This window comes from Pseudoalteromonas sp. NZS11, assembly GCF_015864765.1.
GTDB lineage: Bacteria > Pseudomonadota > Gammaproteobacteria > Enterobacterales > Alteromonadaceae > Pseudoalteromonas > Pseudoalteromonas arctica.
This window is the reverse complement of the sequence record NZ_JADYWP010000003.1, coordinates 484,585-503,820: the sequence shown is the minus strand read 5'-3', so window position 1 is coordinate 503,820 and position 19,236 is coordinate 484,585. Positions and strand designations below refer to the sequence as shown.

Genomic DNA, 19,236 nt, shown 5'->3' with positions numbered 1-19,236 from the left:
ATCCTTCGATGAGATAAAACTAAACGTCAATCTTTGATAAACCAGTAACTTTCCTGCCCTCTTGCTGTTTCTATAGCCAAATTCTTTGCATAAAATTTAATACTAATTTGTCCTTCAACGCCTGTCGTAAATTGCTGAGCATTTATTTGGTTATACCGTTCGACGACAAGAGGCTTTGGGAATTCCCACTGCCCTTTATAGGCACTTGAATGAATAACTACTTTAGGAGCTACGTTATTTATAAAATTAACACTTGAGGATGTATCGCTGCCGTGATGCGGACTTAACATTACTGTACTTTTTAACGATGTATTATCCGCTAATAACGATGCTTCACGCGCTTTTGATATATCACCGGTAAGTAAAACGCTATGAGTATTATCTGATACTCTAACAACGCATGAATCATCATTTTCATTTCCAAATCCTTTTGTACTAAAGCTTTGTATTTTTAATCCAGCAAAATCAATGTTTATAACTTCACATACACTATGTGTATTTTTAGGATGAAATTGTTGTAATGTTTCTCCAAAGCCAGCATCTATGAAATGCTGTAATCCTCCAGCGTGATCATTATCTTCATGACTTAGAATCGCCGTTTTCACTATTAAATTATTTGCTTTAATATAAGGCAATAAAATACTTCGCGTACGGCTAAAACGATTGAAATAACTGGGGCCAAAATCATAGATAAGCACTTGGTTATCTTTTTCAATTAAAGCCATAAGTCCATGTCCTACATCAAATACATGAAGTTGCCACTTAGATTTTTCTGTTAGCCAATAATTTAATAAAAGCGTCATTGCTGGAATAAAAGCGAGCCATTTATAAGGAAGGAAATAAATCATCAACATAATGATATAACTAAAAACGACAAATATTGAGTCAACTTTCCCAGTCGTTATCCATCTTAACGATTCTGGTATTTCATAAAGTAATTGAAATAATGCGTATAAACCAGTATCGAACAAATTTATTAAAATACTTATATCTAAAAAGATACTCAGTAATGTAAAAACAATTAAAAAAGGTAAGATAATGATTGAAAGCAGCGGTATAGCAATTAAGTTTATTATCAAACCCGCAATACTTACCCCATTAAAAAAATAGAGTGATAGTGGCAATAAACCAATAAATAACGCTATTTGAATAACAAACAATGAAATAACTTTGTTTTTTATGCGAGCGTTTAATATTGGTAATTTATTAATAACAGTAAAAATTATAGCAACCGCTAAAAATGAAAAGTAGAGGCCTGGATTGAGCAAATTAAATGGATTAACAACAAGAACAATAACTAAAGCAAATAAAATGCTCCGCCAGCGCAGCGGTTGCTTAGCAAGAAAATACAATAATAAATAACAACCCAGCATGATAAGCGCTCGCGTTGCCGATACTAAAAAGTCACTTAAATACACATAAGCTAAGGCTGCTAAAAACCCGGATGAACTGTAATAAAGTGTAAGGTTGAATGATTGCCCAATCGAAAAATTAATTTTTGCAAAAATGAATCGAGTAACAAGATAACCGAAGCTAAAAATCAAACCAATATGTAACCCCGATATAGCAAGTAAATGACTTAACCCAAGAGATTGCATTAATTGTTTATCAGCGTAGCTCATCAACGATTTTTCACCGCTCAGCAATGCATAATAGAGCCACTGTAATTGTGTATCCGTATAAGTGTTTTTAACGAAGTGTTGATAATCTAAAATTATGCTTTGTTTGTCGCTATTTATAATCTTAAGATTTTTATTAAGCACTTTACCTTTAAATAATATTCTACTTATAAAAGCATAACGTTCATTATCAAATACATTAAAATTTTTATTACTACGAAAAATTTTTAAATGAATTAAAGCTGAGAATTTATCGCCTACTTCCAAAGATTGTTCAGAATTAACACTGAGCATTGCTTTGGGTGCTCTAAAGTTTGAAAAATGACTTTCTTCTAATGCCACTATTTTAACTTTAATGTATTGAGGTTTTTTATTAGAAATAACCTCTTCAACAATTAATGTAGAATCAAGTGCATACTTTTCATCCTGTTTTGGTATTTCAAAACTATAAAAAACGTAATAATGCATACCAACGAAGCAAATTGCACAAATAAAGCCTAACAATACGGTTAAAAACGGCTTAAAATAAGCGCTCACTATAACAATGAAAATTGTGAATACTGTAAATTCGAGAGTTTGATAATAAAATACGGTTGCTATACAGCCAATTACAAACCCAAGACTTATCCACACTGATGTAAATGGTTGCTTTAAATGGCTAAAAAAACGATCCAAAGATTTTTACCTGATCCAAATAAAATTAGACATCATAAATCACTAAGGATATTTGGACGCCTTTTACAAGATGCAAATCTTTGGCATTTAAATAGACGTTCTGCTCGGGGTGCATTTGCAGTCGGGTTATTTTTTGCTTTCATCCCTGTTCCTTTTCAAATGGTTTTAGCAGCAGCCGGCGCTATATTATTTAGGGTTAATTTACCTATCTCAGTTGCATTAGTATGGCTTACAAACCCTCTAACTATGCCACCTATTTTTTATGGCTCATACTTAGTCGGTACATTAATACTTAATCAGCCGGAGCAACACTTTGTATTTGAAGCAAGTTGGTCTTGGTTTCTAGAGAGCATAGAAACTATTGGTCCTGCGTTTTTACTCGGTTCATTAGTATGTGCTTCTATTGCATCAATTATCGGCTATTTTGGTATTGATATTATTTGGCGCCGTTCTGTCAAAAAGGCATGGTTATCGCGAAATAATTAGTAGCGTTAAAGCTAAATAATAATTATAAGATTCACGGCAATCCTAATCTTATAAAATATTATAGACGAAAAAAAACCAACTTTATTAAGTTGGTTTTTTATAATCAATATTAGTAAACTTTAAAAACGAAATATACGTCTTAAGCCAACTAATGGTAATAGCAATAATGTATACCAAGGAAAGCTAGCAGAGTTACGCTCATACACTTCTGCTTCTACTGGAGCACAATTTTCTACTTCACCATTTGCAATTGGCGTTAACTTAACTGCAATTGCAACACTCTCATATTCAATTTCGCCATTGATATCAGTTACAACACCGCCTAAAGAATCAAGTTTTTCAACTGTCTTAGTCGCAGTACCAAATATTTCATTATTTTCATTGATAGCTGTTGCTTCAACCATAGAATAAGCGTAATCAGTTTCGCCATCAGTGTCATAACAAGGCAGTAAATCGTTTAGATTAGTGATTTTATCTTCACCAATTTTGTAAATAAAGGCTTCTTTAAGTCGTGAGCTATCAGAAACACCCACTTCCCCTTCGCCTACAATATATCCTTGATTATTTATATCGTTGCCATAAGAACTTGAGCTTGAAAAATAATCAGTTGGAAAAACGGTATTACCTGTTTCGATGTCATGATAGAAGAATTTATTACGAAGAGTGCCTTCAATACGCTTAGTCGCATAACCTGTAATTACATCATTATCATTAATAGCGATTGATTTACCAGCCTGCCAATCGTCTTCTTGATTAATAAAGTCAGTGACTGCACCGTCTTTAAAAAAAACTGGCATTGTAAGAATCGTATCATCATTTTTGTAATAACGCGTATTTGATGAACCTACAATTGTACCGTTGTTGTTCACTGCTAAAGCAGTACTCGTAAATGCGTCATCTTCCGTTTCACCTTCATCAGGTGTAAGTGCCATACCAAGCTCTTCAACAGAAATAATATTTAACGATTCATCAAGTTCCCATTTAACAGCACGTTTATTAAATAAGCCTCGTGAAATATTAGAATTTAATAAATTGATACACACTGACGTTGGTTCGTCTTCATTATCACAGTTATCATCAATATTATCTTGTCTGTCATCAGGAATACTTGTAGAGATATTACCGACTACAGTGTAACCACTATTAGTTTTGACAATATCGTTAGCACGGCTTGTTCCGCCGTATTCATTAAACTCTGGCTCTAACTCAACACTTATACTGCCATCAGCACTTATTACAATCCCACGTTCTATAAATTCGTGGGTAAACCACGTTTCTGCATCATCTTCACCATCAGGTGTAAAAGACACTTTATCGTAAGGAGCACCGCCCCAACCAACAGTAACGCCGTCTTCACTTACAGCATTAAAAAGGTTAATAGTTGAACGCGTTAAGCCATCATAATCAACAGATGCAACATCAAATAACGGTTGCTCTGTTACTTGTGTGTCATTGTACTTAATGCCAACTAATGAGCTTAATTTTTGATATTCAAAATTTGTAGAAATTGAAGATAAAAAACTAACCATGAAAGTATGTGCATCAGAATTAGTAAGTACTGCATCATTATTTTCAATGTCATCAAGTGTAAAGGTAATCTCTTTATCACTTAAATCAAATGCAGCCTCTGTATTATCGTAGCTATTTTCAATAATATTTTCGGTAAAATCTATATAGCTGATATCAATAGGTAAATTGTATAAACCATTTGCGAAACCAATAATATGCCCGCTTTCGCTTACATCTGTTACATAAGAATATTTAGCGTCTTCAAGAGTCCCTAATTCACTTAACTGGTACGTAGCACTTGTTGCTGAAGTGCTTAATGTCGCTAAAATACTGGCAGCGAGTAATTTATATTTCATTTTAGTCCTTACTACTGATTCTGTAATTCTTCAAGTTCTTCCCAGCGCTCAAGCGCAGCTTCAAGGTCAGACTCAAGTTGTGCCAAATGGTTCAATGCTTTAGTTGTTACATCACTCTCTTGTTTAAAAAAGTCTGAGTCACTAACTACAGCTTGTTGAGCTTCAATTTCAGCTTCTAGTTTTTCCATTTTATTCGGTAGTTGCTCTAATTCAAGTTTTAATTTGTAAGAGAGTTTATTAGTCTTGGCTACTGGCTTGGCAACTGGAGCGACCACTTTTTCAACTTTTTTTACTGGTTGTTGCTGAGTTTTTTTTTCTTGTTCAGCTAAGTAGTTAACGTAAGCCTCATAGTCGCTATAACCACCTACAATATCTGTAACTTTACCGTTACCTTCAAACGCCCATACACTTGAACATGTATTATCAATAAATTCACGGTCATGGCTTACAATCAGCACTGTACCTTGGTATTGATTAATGATGTCCTCTAGTAACTCTAAAGTTTCAATGTCTAAGTCATTTGTTGGCTCATCGAGAACAAGTATATTAGACGGTTTTAAAAACAATTTAGCTAATAGTAATCTGTTTTTTTCACCACCAGAGAGTGCTTTAACAGGGGTTCGAGCACGTGCTGGCGGGAATAAAAAGTCTTGCAAATAACCTAAAACATGACGTGAGCGGCCGCCCATCATCACTTCTTGTTTACCTTCGGCGACGTTATCTTGAACTGTTGCTTCTTCATCAAGCTTTTCACGATATTGGTCAAAGTAAGCAAATTCTAAATTAACACCTTGCTTAGTTATACCGCTATCTGGTTCTAAATCACCAAACATTAGCTTTAATAGTGTTGTTTTACCAATACCATTTGGGCCTACTAGACCGATTCTATCACCACGCATTACAAGTGTAGAAAAATCATCAGCAATAACTTTGTCTTTAAATGCATGACAAAGATGTTGAGCTTCAAATACTAACTTGCCAGAGCGGTCTGCTGTTTCAATATTGAAATCAGTTTTACCAACTTGGTCAACACGTTGTTTGCGCTCGGTACGAAGCTGCTTTAACTCACGAACTCTACCTTCGTTACGCGTTCTACGTGCTTTAACACCTTGTCGAATCCACGTTTCTTCTTCGGCTAAGCGTTTATCAAACAATGCATTTTGAGCTTCTTCAACTTTCAGATCATGCGCTTTTTGTTCTAAATAAGTAGCGTAATCGCCTGGGTACGAAATAAGCTTACCACGGTCTAAATCTAAAATACGCGTAGCAACAGCACGAATAAACGCACGGTCATGCGAGATAAATACAATACCGCCTTTAAATTCTTTTAAAAACTGTTCAAGCCACATTACACTTGCCATGTCTAAATGGTTTGTTGGCTCATCTAGTAATAATAAATCAGGCTCACTTACAAGTGCACGTGCAAGTGCCACTTTACGTAACCAACCACCAGAAAGAGACTCAAGTTTAGCTTCTGGCGTTAATTCTAATTGTGTTAGCACTAATTGAATTCGGCTATCAAAGCGCCAGCCATCAGCTGCTTCTAGTTGATTTGATAAACGTTCAAGTTTATTTAATAACTTATCGTTACACTCTGTTTGAAGCTCGTTACTAACATGATGAAAATCAATTAGTAAGTTTGCAATCTCAGGCATACCTTGCGCAACGTAATCAAATACGGTGCCGCTTGCACCTTTTGGTGGATCTTGCTCTAAGCGAGAAATTCGAATGCCACCTAGCTGATTTATTTCGCCATCATCTAAAACAACTTGTCCATCAAGTACTTTTAATAAAGTTGATTTACCCGCGCCATTTCTACCAACAACACACACTCGCTCGCCACTTTCAATAACAGCATCAGCTTTGTTAAGCAAAGCATGTGTACCAAAAGCAAGTTGTGCTTTTAAAATTCTAATTAAATCCATAGTTCTTATTTGCTCTTATTCTGCTTGTGCTAAAAATTCGCGCACAGAGTTTAAAGTAAAAGGCCAAAATAATTGCTTGCCTTTTTCACTTTTTAATACAGGAATAGTAATTTGATACTCAGCTATAAGCTGCTCATCAGTCATAATATCGATTAGTAATAACTCGCGAGTACCACAAAGTACCTCAGTGATAAGTTGCTCAGCTTGCTCGCACAAGTGGCAACCATCAGTGTGGTATAAAACCCAATTAGCCATGTGTGATTAGCCAGCTATTATGGATTTTTTTATTACGTTTAAAGTCTGGTGATAACGTTTTATCTGAAATATTAACGGCTTTTAAACCTAAACCAATCAGACCAACTTCATCTATAACAAAGCCACGTTTGTTATTAGAGAAAATCAACGTACCCGATGGGCTTAAAATCTTTTTTACCCACGTTAATAATTTAATATGATCGCTCTGAACATCAAATGCATCTTTCATACGTTTTGAGTTTGAAAACGTTGGAGGATCTAAAAATATCAAATCGTATTGCGCTGTTGCGTGCTCTAACCATTTTAAACAATCTGCTTGTTCAAAGCGGTATCGTGTATTACTAATACCATTTAAATCAAAGTTATCTTGGCCCCATTTTAAGTAGGTCTTTGATAAATCAACTGTAGTAATGGCTTTAGCACCACCAAGAGCAGCATGTACAGAAGCTGTACCTGTATATGCAAAAAGATTTAAGAAACGTTTATCTTTAGCATTTTCTTGAATATAACGACGCATTAAGCGGTGGTCTAAAAACAAGCCTGTGTCTAAGTAGTCAAATAAATTAACTTTAAACTTAGCACCGAACTCTTCAACAACCATAGTACGGTTTTGTTTAGACATAGCGGTGTATTGATCTTCGCCCTTCTGCTTTTTACGTACTTTTACAGCAATGTTTTCAGGTGAAATTTCAAGCTGTTGAGCCGTTAAACTTATTACGTCTTGCAGACGCTTTTCTGATGTTTTTTCATCAATTTCTTTAGGCGCTGCATATTCAAAAATTACAGCAGAGTCCCCATAAATATCTACAGCAACATTGTATTCAGGGATATCCGCTTCATAGACGCGATAAGCATCTATTTTATTTTGTTTAAGCCAGTTTTTTAAGCCTTGCTTATTCTTTTTCAATCGATTTGCAAATGACGTTGAGCCTTCAAAATTAAGTGCTTTTTTATCATCTGTGGTCAAACTGACTTGCTTATCATCTAATTGATATAAGTTAAGTTCTACATCAAGCGGGCCATTCTTAAATTTATAACGCTTAAGGCGCACAAGTTTTAAAAGTTTAAATAAGCTCTCGTCCATACCAAGTAAGGCAAGTTTCCAGTGATTAAAGTGCTTTTTAAAGCCAACGCCTAAATTACGGTGTAAATCAACAAGCTCAGCCATAGAGCCAATACGCTCACCATATGGTAAGTTTGAAATTACAACACCCGGTAATTTTGCAACAGCTGTAAGTTTAGTTGCATCACTTTGCTTAAACTTAATCACGTCGTCAAGCTCGGCTCGTTTAGCATTATCAATTGCTTTACTTAATACTTGTTCATCGTAATCGTGGCCAATTAACCACAATTTAGGATCGGTAATATTAGCGAGTAACTCTTCTTTAAGCTCTTTAAACTTAGCGGCTCTAAAACTTGGTAAACGCTCAAAAGCAAAACCTTCACGGAATAATCCTGGCGCTTCGTTTCGCGCCATACCCGCAGCTTCTATCAAAATAGTACCCGCACCACAACATGGATCGAATAAAGGCTGTTTTACATTTTCAAGCCAGCCACTTCGCTTAATTAATGCAGCAGCTAAGTGCTCTTTAATTGGCGCTTTACCTTGGCCTTGGCGGTAACCACGTTCTGACAAACGAGGACCTGAATAGTCAATATACATCGATACGCCGTAACGATTTAATCGTGCAACTACGCGCACGTTAGCATCTTGCTTATCAACGTTAGGACGTTGCTCGTATAAATCATTAAAATAGTCAACAATTGCATCTTTGATTACAAGACCCGAAAATTGCGTGTTTTTTAATGAGTCATTGGTACCATTGAAGTCGACAGCGAATGTTTGCGTAGGTCCAAACCATTCTTGCCAAGGTTGCGAGCGCGCAAAATTATACAGGCTATTTTTGTCATCTACGCCTTCTTTTTCTTCAATAAGCATAAGCACACGCGTTGCAAAACGAGTTGATAAACAAACCTTTTGCGCAAGTAATGAGTCAGCCTCAAAACGAACAGAACCAACAGTTTGCTTAGACACGGTTGCGCCAAGTTCTGTTAGTTCATCAACCAATAAATTTTCGATTCCGATAGAAGTAAGTGCGATAAATTGCAAAGTAATAACCCTTAATAGCTAATTGCGCAGGATTATAACATAGGTTGGGCGACAAACACGCCATAAAGACACGCTTAAGACTTAAATTTGGTTAGGCGGTTTGACTTTGATATTGCTGATTTAGGATGGGGTGTACTCGATTATTCAAAATACGGATTACTTCAAATTGCGCTAAAGATAAGTTTTCGTCTAATTTAAAGGTTTCACTTAAATTCAAACAAATAGATGCATCAGGACAATGCTCTACAATTAAAAAATCACCTGACTGCGCTTTAGATGTTAATTTTACTATTGCCTCTACGCTTGGCTCTGTCCCGGTATATTCTTCAAAAAACCAACTTTTTGCTAAAACGGGTTTTAAGTGATACTTAACAGCAGTAGCATTTAATGATATTTGACAAATTTGAGCCGCAGACCACAATTCAAATCCATCCAGATAATTATAAACTTGTTCGTAAAATGCAGCATCTTCGAGACTAAAACGTGGATTTTTAAAAACAGAATCGGTGAGCTGTCTTAATTTATAAGGCGTGCATAATTGCATGTCGTCATTTAAATCAAGTAACAAACGATTTTTATCAGGACAAGTAATCCACTGCCATTGCTTTGATGCTTGTAACATTTACTCCTCCTTGGGTATGTTGAATAATTATTGCTCAGAGTATAACCGCTTTTGACCACTTTTAAAATGTTTGCTTAGAACATTTAGCTAACGATCAAAAGCTTAGATAACTGATCCTTATAAGCCGTTAACGATCGACTTTACCAATTGTGGACCTTTGTAGATGAACCCAGTATAAACCTGAACTAAATTTGCGCCTGCATCTAACTTTTCTTTTGCAGATATAGCATCATCAATACCGCCGACTCCGATGATTGGTAGCTGACCTTGTGTTAAGCGTTTTAGTTCACTTACTACCTCTGTAGAGCGCATTCTAACAGGGTGACCTGATAAACCGCCCGCCTCTTGTGCATATTGCTGCCCCATGACTGCGGCTCGTTCAAGCGTTGTGTTTGTGGCAATTACACCATCAATTTTATTATTTAAAAGTGACTCACTTACTTGCTCTATTTGTATTTGATCGAGATCCGGTGCAATTTTTACAAGCATAGGAACTTGCTTATTATGCTTTGCAATTAAATCTAACTGTTCATTTTTAAGACTTTGCAATAAATCATCAAGTGCAGCACCATATTGTAAATCACGAAGCCCTGGGGTATTTGGTGATGAAATATTTACCGTAATATATGAGGCATGCTCAAATACTTTACGCATACAATGAATGTAGTCATCTTTACCTTGCTCGTTAGGTGTATCTTTATTTTTACCAATATTGATACCGAGTATGCCACTGTACTTTGCTGCTTTTACATTTTCGACTAAATTATCAACACCTTTATTATTAAAACCCATACGGTTAATAATTGCGTTTGACTCTGGAAGTCTAAAAATACGTGGCTTGTCATTACCAACTTGAGGACGCGGTGTAACCGTTCCAACTTCAATAAAACCAAATCCCATTTGACTAAATGCATCTATACATTCTGCATTTTTATCCAGGCCAGCGGCAAGCCCTACTGGATTTTTAAATTCAAGACCTAAAAAGTTTACGGGTTTATCTGAAACACTTTGTGACCAAGCTATATTTAGAGGCGTATTAGCAAAACGACGAAGATTATTAAGTGCAAACTCATGCGCCCACTCCGCATCACGGGTAAACATAAAACGGCGAGCTAAATCATAAAACATCAATATAATCCTCTTTTTAAATTTCAGACAAAAAAATACCTCAGACAAGGCTAAGGTATTGTATAACAATTTTAACAATCAGTTATTTATTTACTAAACAAATAACTGATTAAAGCTAAATTATTTTCCTGATGTATCACAGTTGTGACTTAATAACATAAGTTCACGAAGTGCAACTGAGAACTTAGCAAAGTCATGGCTTTGTGATGTTTTAAACTCAGCCAACATTTGTTTCCAACGCTGAAGTAATAAATCTTGGCTATCCATCCACTCATCTATTTGACTATCAACATCGCTCTCGTCACCTTCAAAGCTATTTAGCACCACTTCAGATAACGTACGTTGCTGCCAATCAAGCTCTTCACGGTAAGATGAACGAGCAAGTGCTTGCCAATGATTTGCTACTGGTTGCTTAGTTATTTGCTCTAAGAACCAATGCAGACCCATTCTCGCGCCTAGTTTAAAGTAAGTATTCGATACCATCGAAATACTCTTACCTGAATTATTAGCAACTTCAGCTAAATCCATCACAGAGAATAAGCTTGATAACGAAACAATACGCTTAGCTATATCTGCAGGAACGCCGGCATCAATTAACTTATTAGCTTCAATTACAATACGGTCATTTTCTTTTTCAATCATGTACGTATTTAAATTATCGCTTAAATCTTTAAATGTTGGCGCAAAGAATTCAATTCCTTGTTCAATCGTTTGTGACTTATTACGATGACGTAAGAACCAACGCGTAGTACGACGAACAGTACGACGAAGTTGGTAAAGCATTTCAGTTTGTACCGCTGCTGGTATTTTATTATCCAGTGCGCTGATAGACGACCATGTATCGCGCATTTCAAATATTTCGCTAGCAATTGAGTAACACATTGCAATTTCAGCTTCGTTGGCACCGGTTTCTTCATGCATACGTACCATGAAGTTTAAACCCATATCGTTAACAATGCTGTTAGCAAGTTTGGTTGCAATAATTTCTTTACGAAGTGGATGGTTGTTCATCGCATCGTTAAACTTCTCACGTAGAGGACGTGGGAATGACTTCACAAGCAATTGACGATAGTAAGGGTTTTCAGTAATTTCATCACTTACTAAAGACTCTTTTAATACCATTTTTGCGTAAGACACTAGCACTGAAAGCTCAGGGCGAGTTAAGTCTTTACCTGCGGCTGCACGTTCTGCCAATTCTTCATCACTTGGAATGAACTCAATAGCACGGTTTAACTTGCCATCTTTTTCAAGTGCATGAATAAAGCGAATCTTTTCTTTAAGCGTTGAAGTACCTTTAGACTGCGTAATTGAAATAGTATGTGTTTGACGGTAACAGTCTTTTAATACTAATTCAGATACTTCATCTGTCATTGAGTAAAGTAGCTCATCACGTTGTTTACGTGTTAAGTCACCTTCAGCAACCAAGCCATTAAGTAAAATCTTAATGTTAACTTCGTTATCTGAACAGGCAACGCCTCCTACGTTATCAATAAAGTCAGTATTAACACGACCACCCTTAGCTGCAAATTCAACACGACCTAATTGAGTTGCACCTAAGTTACCGCCCTCACCAATTATTTTAGCGCCTAAATCTCTACCATTGATACGTAGTGCATCGTTTGCACGATCCCCTACATCTGCATCAGTTTCTTTAGAGTTTTTAATGTATGTACCAATGCCGCCATTCCACAGTAAATCGAACTCCATCATCAATGAAGCTTTCATTAACTCATTTGGGGTCATACTTGCTTTTTTAGTACCCAACATTTTTTTCATTTCTGGGCTGAGCGTAATTGATTTAGCAGCACGAGAGAAAACACCACCACCGGCAGAAATTAACTCTTTATTGTAATCTTCCCAAGATGAACGCGGCATATTAAATAAACGTTCGCGCTCTGGGTAAGAAGTAGTAGCATCTGGGTTAGGATCAACAAAAATGTGCATATGGTTAAAGGCAACTTGTAAACGAATATGCTTAGATAACAACATACCATTACCAAATACATCACCAGCCATATCGCCAATTGCAACTACCGTAAAGTCGGTAGTTTGACAATCGATATCCATTTCACGGAAATGTCGTTTAACTGACTCCCATGCGCCTTTAGCTGTAATACCCATTTTCTTATGATCGTAACCAACCGAGCCACCTGATGCGAATGCATCACCTAGCCAGAAATTGTATTCATTAGCTATGCCGTTTGCGATATCAGAGAAAGTAGCGGTTCCTTTATCGGCTGCAACCACTAAGTAAGCATCATCTTCATCGTGGCGAACAACATCGCGAGCTGGGACTACTTCACCGCGCTCTATGTTATCTGTAATATCTAGAAGACCACGGATAAAGATTTTGTAACACTCTTGGCCTTCTTTTATAAACGCTTCGCGCTCACTAGGTAATTGTTTACATACAAAACCACCTTTAGAACCAACAGGTACAATTACTGTATTTTTAACTTGTTGAGCTTTAACTAAGCCAAGTACTTCAGTACGGAAATCTTCACGACGGTCAGACCAACGCAGACCACCACGCGCTACTTTACCGTAACGTAAATGCACACCTTCAACGCGCGGTGAGTATACAAAAATCTCAAACGCAGGAAGTGGAAGTGGTACATCAGGAATTAAGCTAGGCTGTATTTTAAACGAGACATAAGACTTAAACTGACCTGCATCATCTTTTTGGAAATAGTTAGTTCGTAGCGTCGCAACAATCATATCTACGTATAAACGTATAATACGGTCATCATCAAGGTTTGCTACATTTTCAAGTTCTAAGTAAATTTGCGTACTTAACTTTTCAAGTGTTTTAGCACTTGCTGGGCTCTTAACTGAGAACTTTTTAGCAAATAAATTAACAATTTGCGCTGCAATGTTTGGATAATTTGCAAATGTGCTTTCAATGTAACTTTGTGAGAACGTTACACCAATTTGACGCATGTACTTAGCGTAAGCACGTAAAATAGAGGCTTCGCGGCCAGTTAGGCCACCCATTAACACTAAACGGTTAAAACCATCATTTTCAAGGCGGTTGCCCCACACATTTGTTAATGCAGCGCGAAAACGTGCTGAAATTTTATCAAAGTCTGCCATCCCTTTGCTGTCAATAAGCATCGAGAAGTCCATGATCCAGTTAATACGACCATCGCTAGTTTTAACTGAATATGGTGTTTCACCAACAACGCGCAGACCAAAGTTTTCAAGCATTGGCATAACATCAGATAAGTGAATTGGCTCATCTTTATGGAATAAGCTTAATCGTACAATATTACTGTTTGCTTCTTCTTGAGGACGGTAGAACAGCATTTCTAGCTTGTTTTCATCGCTAAGTAGTTCTAACTTTTCAATATCAACAACCGCAGCACTTGGAAGCACTTCATCTTTGTATGAGCGTGCAAACGCATTACAGTATTTACGATTTAAATCGTTACCACGTGCTTCACCCGCAGACTCTAAAAGTGCAGATTGAAGTTTATCTTCCCACGTACGTGCAGCTTCTACTAAATTGTTTTCGATGTCTTTCACGTTATATTCGATCTTGTTGTCGGTCACACGAACGGTATAATGAGTACGCGCCAGTGTTGACTCAGAGAAATAAGTAGTAAATTCGACTTTATCGTCAGAATTAAATGCATTAGCTAATATATCTTGCGTTTCACGACGAAGAGCCGTGTTATAGCGTTCGCGAGGAACATAAACCATGCAAGATAAAAAGCGACCATACGCATCTTTACGTACAAACAAGCGACACATATCGCGCTCTTGTACTTGTAAAACACCCATAGCAACTTCAAGTAGCTCACTTTCGCGCGCTTGAACTAGCTCATCACGTGGGTAGGTTTCTAAAATATTTAAAACAGCTTTGTAAGCGTGTGTACCTTTAGCAAAATCACACATTTCCATAATGCGGTTAATTTTACTTTTTAAAACAGGCACATCAGTAGCACTATTATTGTAAAAGCTTGATGAGAACAAACCAATAAAGCGGTCTTCACCAATTACATTGCCTTCATCGTCAAAACGCTTAATACCTACGTAATCAATGTAGGCTGGACGGTGAACGCGAGAAACAGAGTTTGTTTTTGTCAAGATCAGTAGGTTGCTGCTGCGTGCTTCTTGGCGAGCAACTTCTGGTAATTCTGATAATAATCGTGTGTGTTCTTCAGTAGAGTTTTTCATCAAGCCAAGGCTTGATTCCATTTTACCTTTTAATTGGTAATCACCTTGAACTGGGCTTAGCTCATATTCACGGTAACCCATTAGGGTAAAGTTATCTTTCGCTAACCAATCTAAAAACTCAGTTGTTTCTGAAACTTCTTCTGTCGTTTTATTATGATGACGTTTAGGTAACTCTTTGGTTACTGCAATCAATTTTTTACGAATTGGCTGCCAATCATCAACAGCAACTGACACATCAACAAGAACCGACTCTAACTCTTTCTTGAAAGACTCAATCACAGAAGAATCTGTTTGACGGTCAATTTCAATAAAAAATACTGTTTTAGTAGATGAGGATTCTTGCTCTGCTTTTAAATTTGATAATCCAGAAATTTTAGCGTTTTCATCGCGCTTAATTTTTAATGGGCAGTGAAGTAATAAGTGAGAGGCGATATTTTCACGAGTCATGGCCATACGAACAGAATCAACTAAAAACGGCATGTCTTTAGTAATAATCTCTACGATTGTATGTGATGACTGCCAGCCATCTTTTGCCACTTCAGGGTTGAAAACGCGGATAACAGCGTCGTCGGTAGTATTTTTTTCTAGCGAGTTCCAAAGGCTTAATGCTGCGCCATATAGGTCACTATCGTTGCGGTTTGCCAAATCCTCTTTAGACATATTGCTGTACAAGGCTTTGGCGAATTTCTCAACGAGTAACACATTATCAGCGCGAACTTTTTTCTGGATCAGCTTGCAGACATTATCTAGGATAACCGAGGCTTGGCCTTCATTTCGTGTCATTGTATGTTCCTTAATCTATTACTGCTCAGGAGCAGGAATTTGTACAGCTATTCATTAGCGTGGAGTCAATTAAATTCTAACCCTTTTACAGCTAATAAACAGCCTTTTCGATGAAAACATTTTAAGCATTTCAGCTATTTGGTCATCTATTCACAAATTGTAGATATAAATGGCCTTTACAGGCCATTTAGGAGCAAAATTATTCACATTATTTTTTCTGGTCAGTCCAGAGAAGGCTACCAATAGCGGGTAATAACAACACTGCACCTAACATATTTACTAAAAACATGAAGGTTAACAGTATACCCATATCAACTTGGAATTTAAGATCTGAGAATATCCACGTACTCACACCAATCGCAAGTGTAATACCGGTAAATAGAACCGCACTTCCACGTTCAACAAGCGCATTTCGATAAGCAACACTTAATGGTACATTTTGCTTAAGCTGCCCCATCATCGACGACAGTATATAAATACCGTAATCGACCCCAATACCTACTCCTAGAGCAATAACTGGCAAAGTAGAAACGGTTAAGCCTATTTCTAATTGCACCATAAGTGCTTGTGCAAGTGTTGATACGATATAAAGCGGCAATACCACTGCAATCGTTGCTTTTACGCTTCTAAAGCTCATTAAACATAAAATGATAACGGCACCATAAACATAAAGCATCATTGGTATTTGCGCTTCTGCAACTGATTCATTAGTGGCTGCCATTACACCAACAGGTCCTGACGCTAACTTAAATGCTAATTTATCAGTGCCCTCTTCTTGCGCAAATTGCTTAACACTCTTAATTACAGTATCGATAGTTTGTGCTTTATGATCATCTAAAAATATAATCACTGGCATAACTGAACAATCACCGTTAAGTAAACCTGTACTAGTTTCAACTCGAGACGTTGACTGCACTAAACTTGCTGAATTTCGTGGCAAGCTTTGCCATTTCAAATTGCCTTCGTTGTAGCCTGCGTTAACCGATTGAGCTACAGAGCTCAAACTTACAGCAGACTGCACACCTGCTACATTCTCTACTTTGTATTGAAAACGGCTTATACGCTCCATCACATCATGCTCAGTACATGCTGCAGGATACGCTTCTACAATTACCTTTAAGATATCAGACGAGATAGTGTACTTGTCTGATATTAAAAACGTGTCTTGATTATAACGAGCATCTTGATGCAGTGATGGCGCGCCTGCATGTAAGTCACCTATACGCATTTTATCTGCTTGCCAGTAACCTAAAGCAAATAGAACAAGTGTAAAACCAATAATCATTTTAGCTACTTTAGGATCAGTCGCTTTAACAAGTAAGTCTCTTATTTTATCGAGCATGTTTGGTTTTGCTGCATCACCAGATTGAATATGTACACTGTTTTCAAAGTTCATGTACGAAGCCCAGACCGGCAATAAAATTAAATTTGTAAATATAATTACTGCTACACCTAAACTCGCTGTAATGGCAAGTTCACGGATAATACCAATATCGATGGTAAGTAATGTTAAGAAGCCTACTGTGTCTGAAAGCAGTGCAATACCGCCTGGCACTAATAAAGCCCTAAAACTTGACTGACAACAAATACGTGTTGTTTTACCTTCACCTACTTTTTTACCAATCGCATTTATCATCTGCACACCATGGCTTACACCAATAGCAAATACTAAAAACGGTACCAAAATAGACATGGGATCAAGGCCAAAACCTAAACTTGAAAGCAGGCCTAATTGCCAAATAACAGCAATAATGGAACATGCAATAGGCAAAATAGTCAGCTTTAAACTGCCACAAAATAGCCAAACCATAATAAAGGTAAAAGCGATAGCAATGGCAAAAAATACAACCACCCCTTTTGCACCTTCAGCTATATCACCAGCCATTTTTGCAAAGCCAATAATATGAATACTTACTTTGTCCGTACTTAAAGGCTCTCTTAAATCACTTTCTAGCTTTTGCGCAAAAGCTAATGTGTCTAATTTTTGTTGTGTTTGAGGATCAGTTTCTAAAAGTTGAGCAGTTACCATTGCACACGAATAATCGCTGGCAATCATACGTCCTACAACTTTTGCTTTTTCAATGTTTTCCTTTACTACACCTAAACCACGCTTATCTGCTTTAAAGTTAGCAGGAATAATTGGGCCACCGGCAAAGCCATCCTCCACTACTTCAACAAAACGAGCACTGGGTGAAAATATTGAGTTAACTAATGGACGATTTACGCCAGGAATGAAATAAAGCTGATCGTGAACCGCTTTTAATTGAGTAAAGAACTCTGGATTAAATATATCACCACTGTCATCACACACTGAAATCAAAATACTGTTTGCACCACCAAACTGCTTTTCATGCTTGGTATACACTTTCATATAATCGTGGTTTAACGGGATATTTTTATTAAACGATGCATCTAATTGAATTTGAGTCGCTTTGAATACAAGTAAACAGGTTATAAGTGCAAAACTTATAAGCATAATTAAGCGATGTCTAAAAATCGCCTTTTCAATAAAATCGAGTAGTTTATGCATTAAGGGGTTAACTCCTTCACTTTAATGCCATCTTCTGTAGCCATGATCAGCCTGTTATCTAAAATTACACCATCAAGAATCGCTTTACCGTCAGCAAGCTGCTCGTGGGTGAGTAACCCATCTTGAAGATGAAAAATAACGCCACTGTTGGCAAGCATAAGCCATTGTTTGTTATTATAATTAATGATGTTGTTGATCGTCGCTGTTTTAACATTTTCGAAATGCTGCCACTGCTGTTCACCATTTTGCTTTGCAAAAACATTACCTCGAAGCCCTGCCACAATTTCTTGTGTGCTATCTGATGCAACTGCAAAGAATGAACCAGGATAAATTTCTTCTATTCTTTGCCAAGTTTGACCATCATCAATGCTTCTGGCCATCAAGCCCATCTCACCAACCAGCATTAAACCATTATCTGTTTTTTCGATTCGATTAAAGTGCGGTAAAATTGAAGCAGTTTCGGCTTCGTATCCTTCGGGGTCATTTTCTTTTAAATCGTTCAAGTAATCACGATCATCACTAAATAATAGCGAATCTAAAAAGCGTTTTTGCCAATGTTTACCACCATCGGTGGTTTGATAAAACATGCCATATGCGCCCACTGCAAAACCTTTTAAATCATCTTCAAATAGAATATCTAAACATGGTTTGTCTAATTTTGGTTGTGCTTGTTGTAGTTGCCAATTAATACCACCGTCAGTAGTATTTATTATTGTTGCATCGTGGCCACACGCCCATCCATTATTTTCATTACTAAAATCAACGGCAGTTAATAGCACTTGAGTTGGGACTAGCTCAGCTTGTTGCCATTTATCACCCGAGATACTTTTAATAACAGTACCGTGTTTACCTACTGCAATTAGACTATTGCCTGTGTTGGTTATGTCGGTGAGTAAGGTTTTAGCTGCATTTGTTGCACTGATTGCATTGTTAGGGGCTTCTTGTGCAACACTCGCACCGCTTATTATCAGGCTGGCATATACCAAATACTTCATAAATTTTAATCGCCTTGTACGAGAGAGTTGTTTGTCTTTTTACTGGGGAAAGCGTTGCGCGCTG

The 19,236-nt window shown here is 37.0% G+C and carries 11 protein-coding genes; 1 reads left to right on the top strand and 10 read right to left on the bottom strand.

The window, feature by feature from the left end:
* Nucleotides 1-26 precede the first annotated feature (26 nt).
* On the bottom strand, nt 27-2,294 hold the full coding sequence (locus tag I6E82_RS09260; protein WP_197117661.1) for a DNA internalization-related competence protein ComEC/Rec2: 2,268 nt from the start codon (nt 2,292-2,294) through the stop codon (nt 27-29).
* On the opposite strand from I6E82_RS09260, the gene I6E82_RS09255 reads away from it, so the two are divergent.
* Nucleotides 2,274-2,780: a DUF2062 domain-containing protein gene (locus I6E82_RS09255; protein WP_007586895.1), complete on the top strand. Its 507-nt coding sequence runs from the start codon at nt 2,274-2,276 to the stop codon at nt 2,778-2,780. The two genes, I6E82_RS09260 and I6E82_RS09255, sit on opposite strands and share 21 nt — an antisense overlap.
* Nucleotides 2,781-2,899: 119 nt before the next feature.
* Here I6E82_RS09255 and I6E82_RS09250 read toward each other — a convergent pair whose 3' ends face one another.
* From I6E82_RS09250 to I6E82_RS09210, 9 genes are all read right to left on the bottom strand, one after another.
* The gene (locus I6E82_RS09250; protein ID WP_076924584.1) at nt 2,900-4,645 is read right to left on the bottom strand and encodes a DUF3466 family protein; all 1,746 of its coding nucleotides are present in this window, start codon (nt 4,643-4,645) and stop codon (nt 2,900-2,902) included.
* A gap of 11 nt (nt 4,646-4,656) precedes the next feature.
* Nucleotides 4,657-6,570 (bottom strand): ATP-binding cassette ATPase Uup, encoded by a 1,914-nt coding sequence (gene uup / locus I6E82_RS09245; protein WP_197117659.1) that lies wholly within the window; start codon nt 6,568-6,570, stop codon nt 4,657-4,659.
* A gap of 15 nt (nt 6,571-6,585) precedes the next feature.
* Entirely contained in the window at nt 6,586-6,825 is a 240-nt protein-coding gene (locus tag I6E82_RS09240) for a glutaredoxin family protein (protein WP_197117658.1), read from the bottom strand.
* Nucleotides 6,818-8,935, bottom strand: a complete 2,118-nt coding sequence (gene rlmKL, locus I6E82_RS09235) for a bifunctional 23S rRNA (guanine(2069)-N(7))-methyltransferase RlmK/23S rRNA (guanine(2445)-N(2))-methyltransferase RlmL (RefSeq protein WP_170070828.1) — start codon at nt 8,933-8,935, stop codon at nt 6,818-6,820. The genes I6E82_RS09240 and rlmKL overlap by 8 nt, the downstream gene beginning before the upstream one ends.
* Before the next feature lie 91 nt (nt 8,936-9,026).
* On the bottom strand, nt 9,027-9,557 hold the full coding sequence (locus I6E82_RS09230) for a cell division protein ZapC (protein ID WP_007586900.1): 531 nt from the start codon (nt 9,555-9,557) through the stop codon (nt 9,027-9,029).
* A gap of 117 nt (nt 9,558-9,674) precedes the next feature.
* Complete coding sequence (gene pyrD, locus I6E82_RS09225) at nt 9,675-10,685, bottom strand: quinone-dependent dihydroorotate dehydrogenase (protein WP_197117656.1); 1,011 nt, start codon at nt 10,683-10,685, stop codon at nt 9,675-9,677.
* 120 nt (nt 10,686-10,805) lie between these two features.
* Nucleotides 10,806-15,647 carry an NAD-glutamate dehydrogenase gene (locus I6E82_RS09220; RefSeq protein ID WP_197117654.1) on the bottom strand — a complete coding sequence of 1,614 codons (4,842 nt, stop codon included), beginning with the start codon at nt 15,645-15,647 and terminating at the stop codon, nt 10,806-10,808.
* A 208-nt stretch (nt 15,648-15,855) separates the two neighbouring features.
* Entirely contained in the window at nt 15,856-18,177 is a 2,322-nt protein-coding gene (locus I6E82_RS09215) for an efflux RND transporter permease subunit (RefSeq protein ID WP_007586903.1), read from the bottom strand.
* Nucleotides 18,177-19,172: a WD40/YVTN/BNR-like repeat-containing protein gene (locus I6E82_RS09210; protein ID WP_165721953.1), complete on the bottom strand. Its 996-nt coding sequence runs from the start codon at nt 19,170-19,172 to the stop codon at nt 18,177-18,179. Before I6E82_RS09210 ends, I6E82_RS09215 begins: the two co-directional genes overlap by 1 nt.
* Nucleotides 19,173-19,236 lie beyond the last annotated feature (64 nt).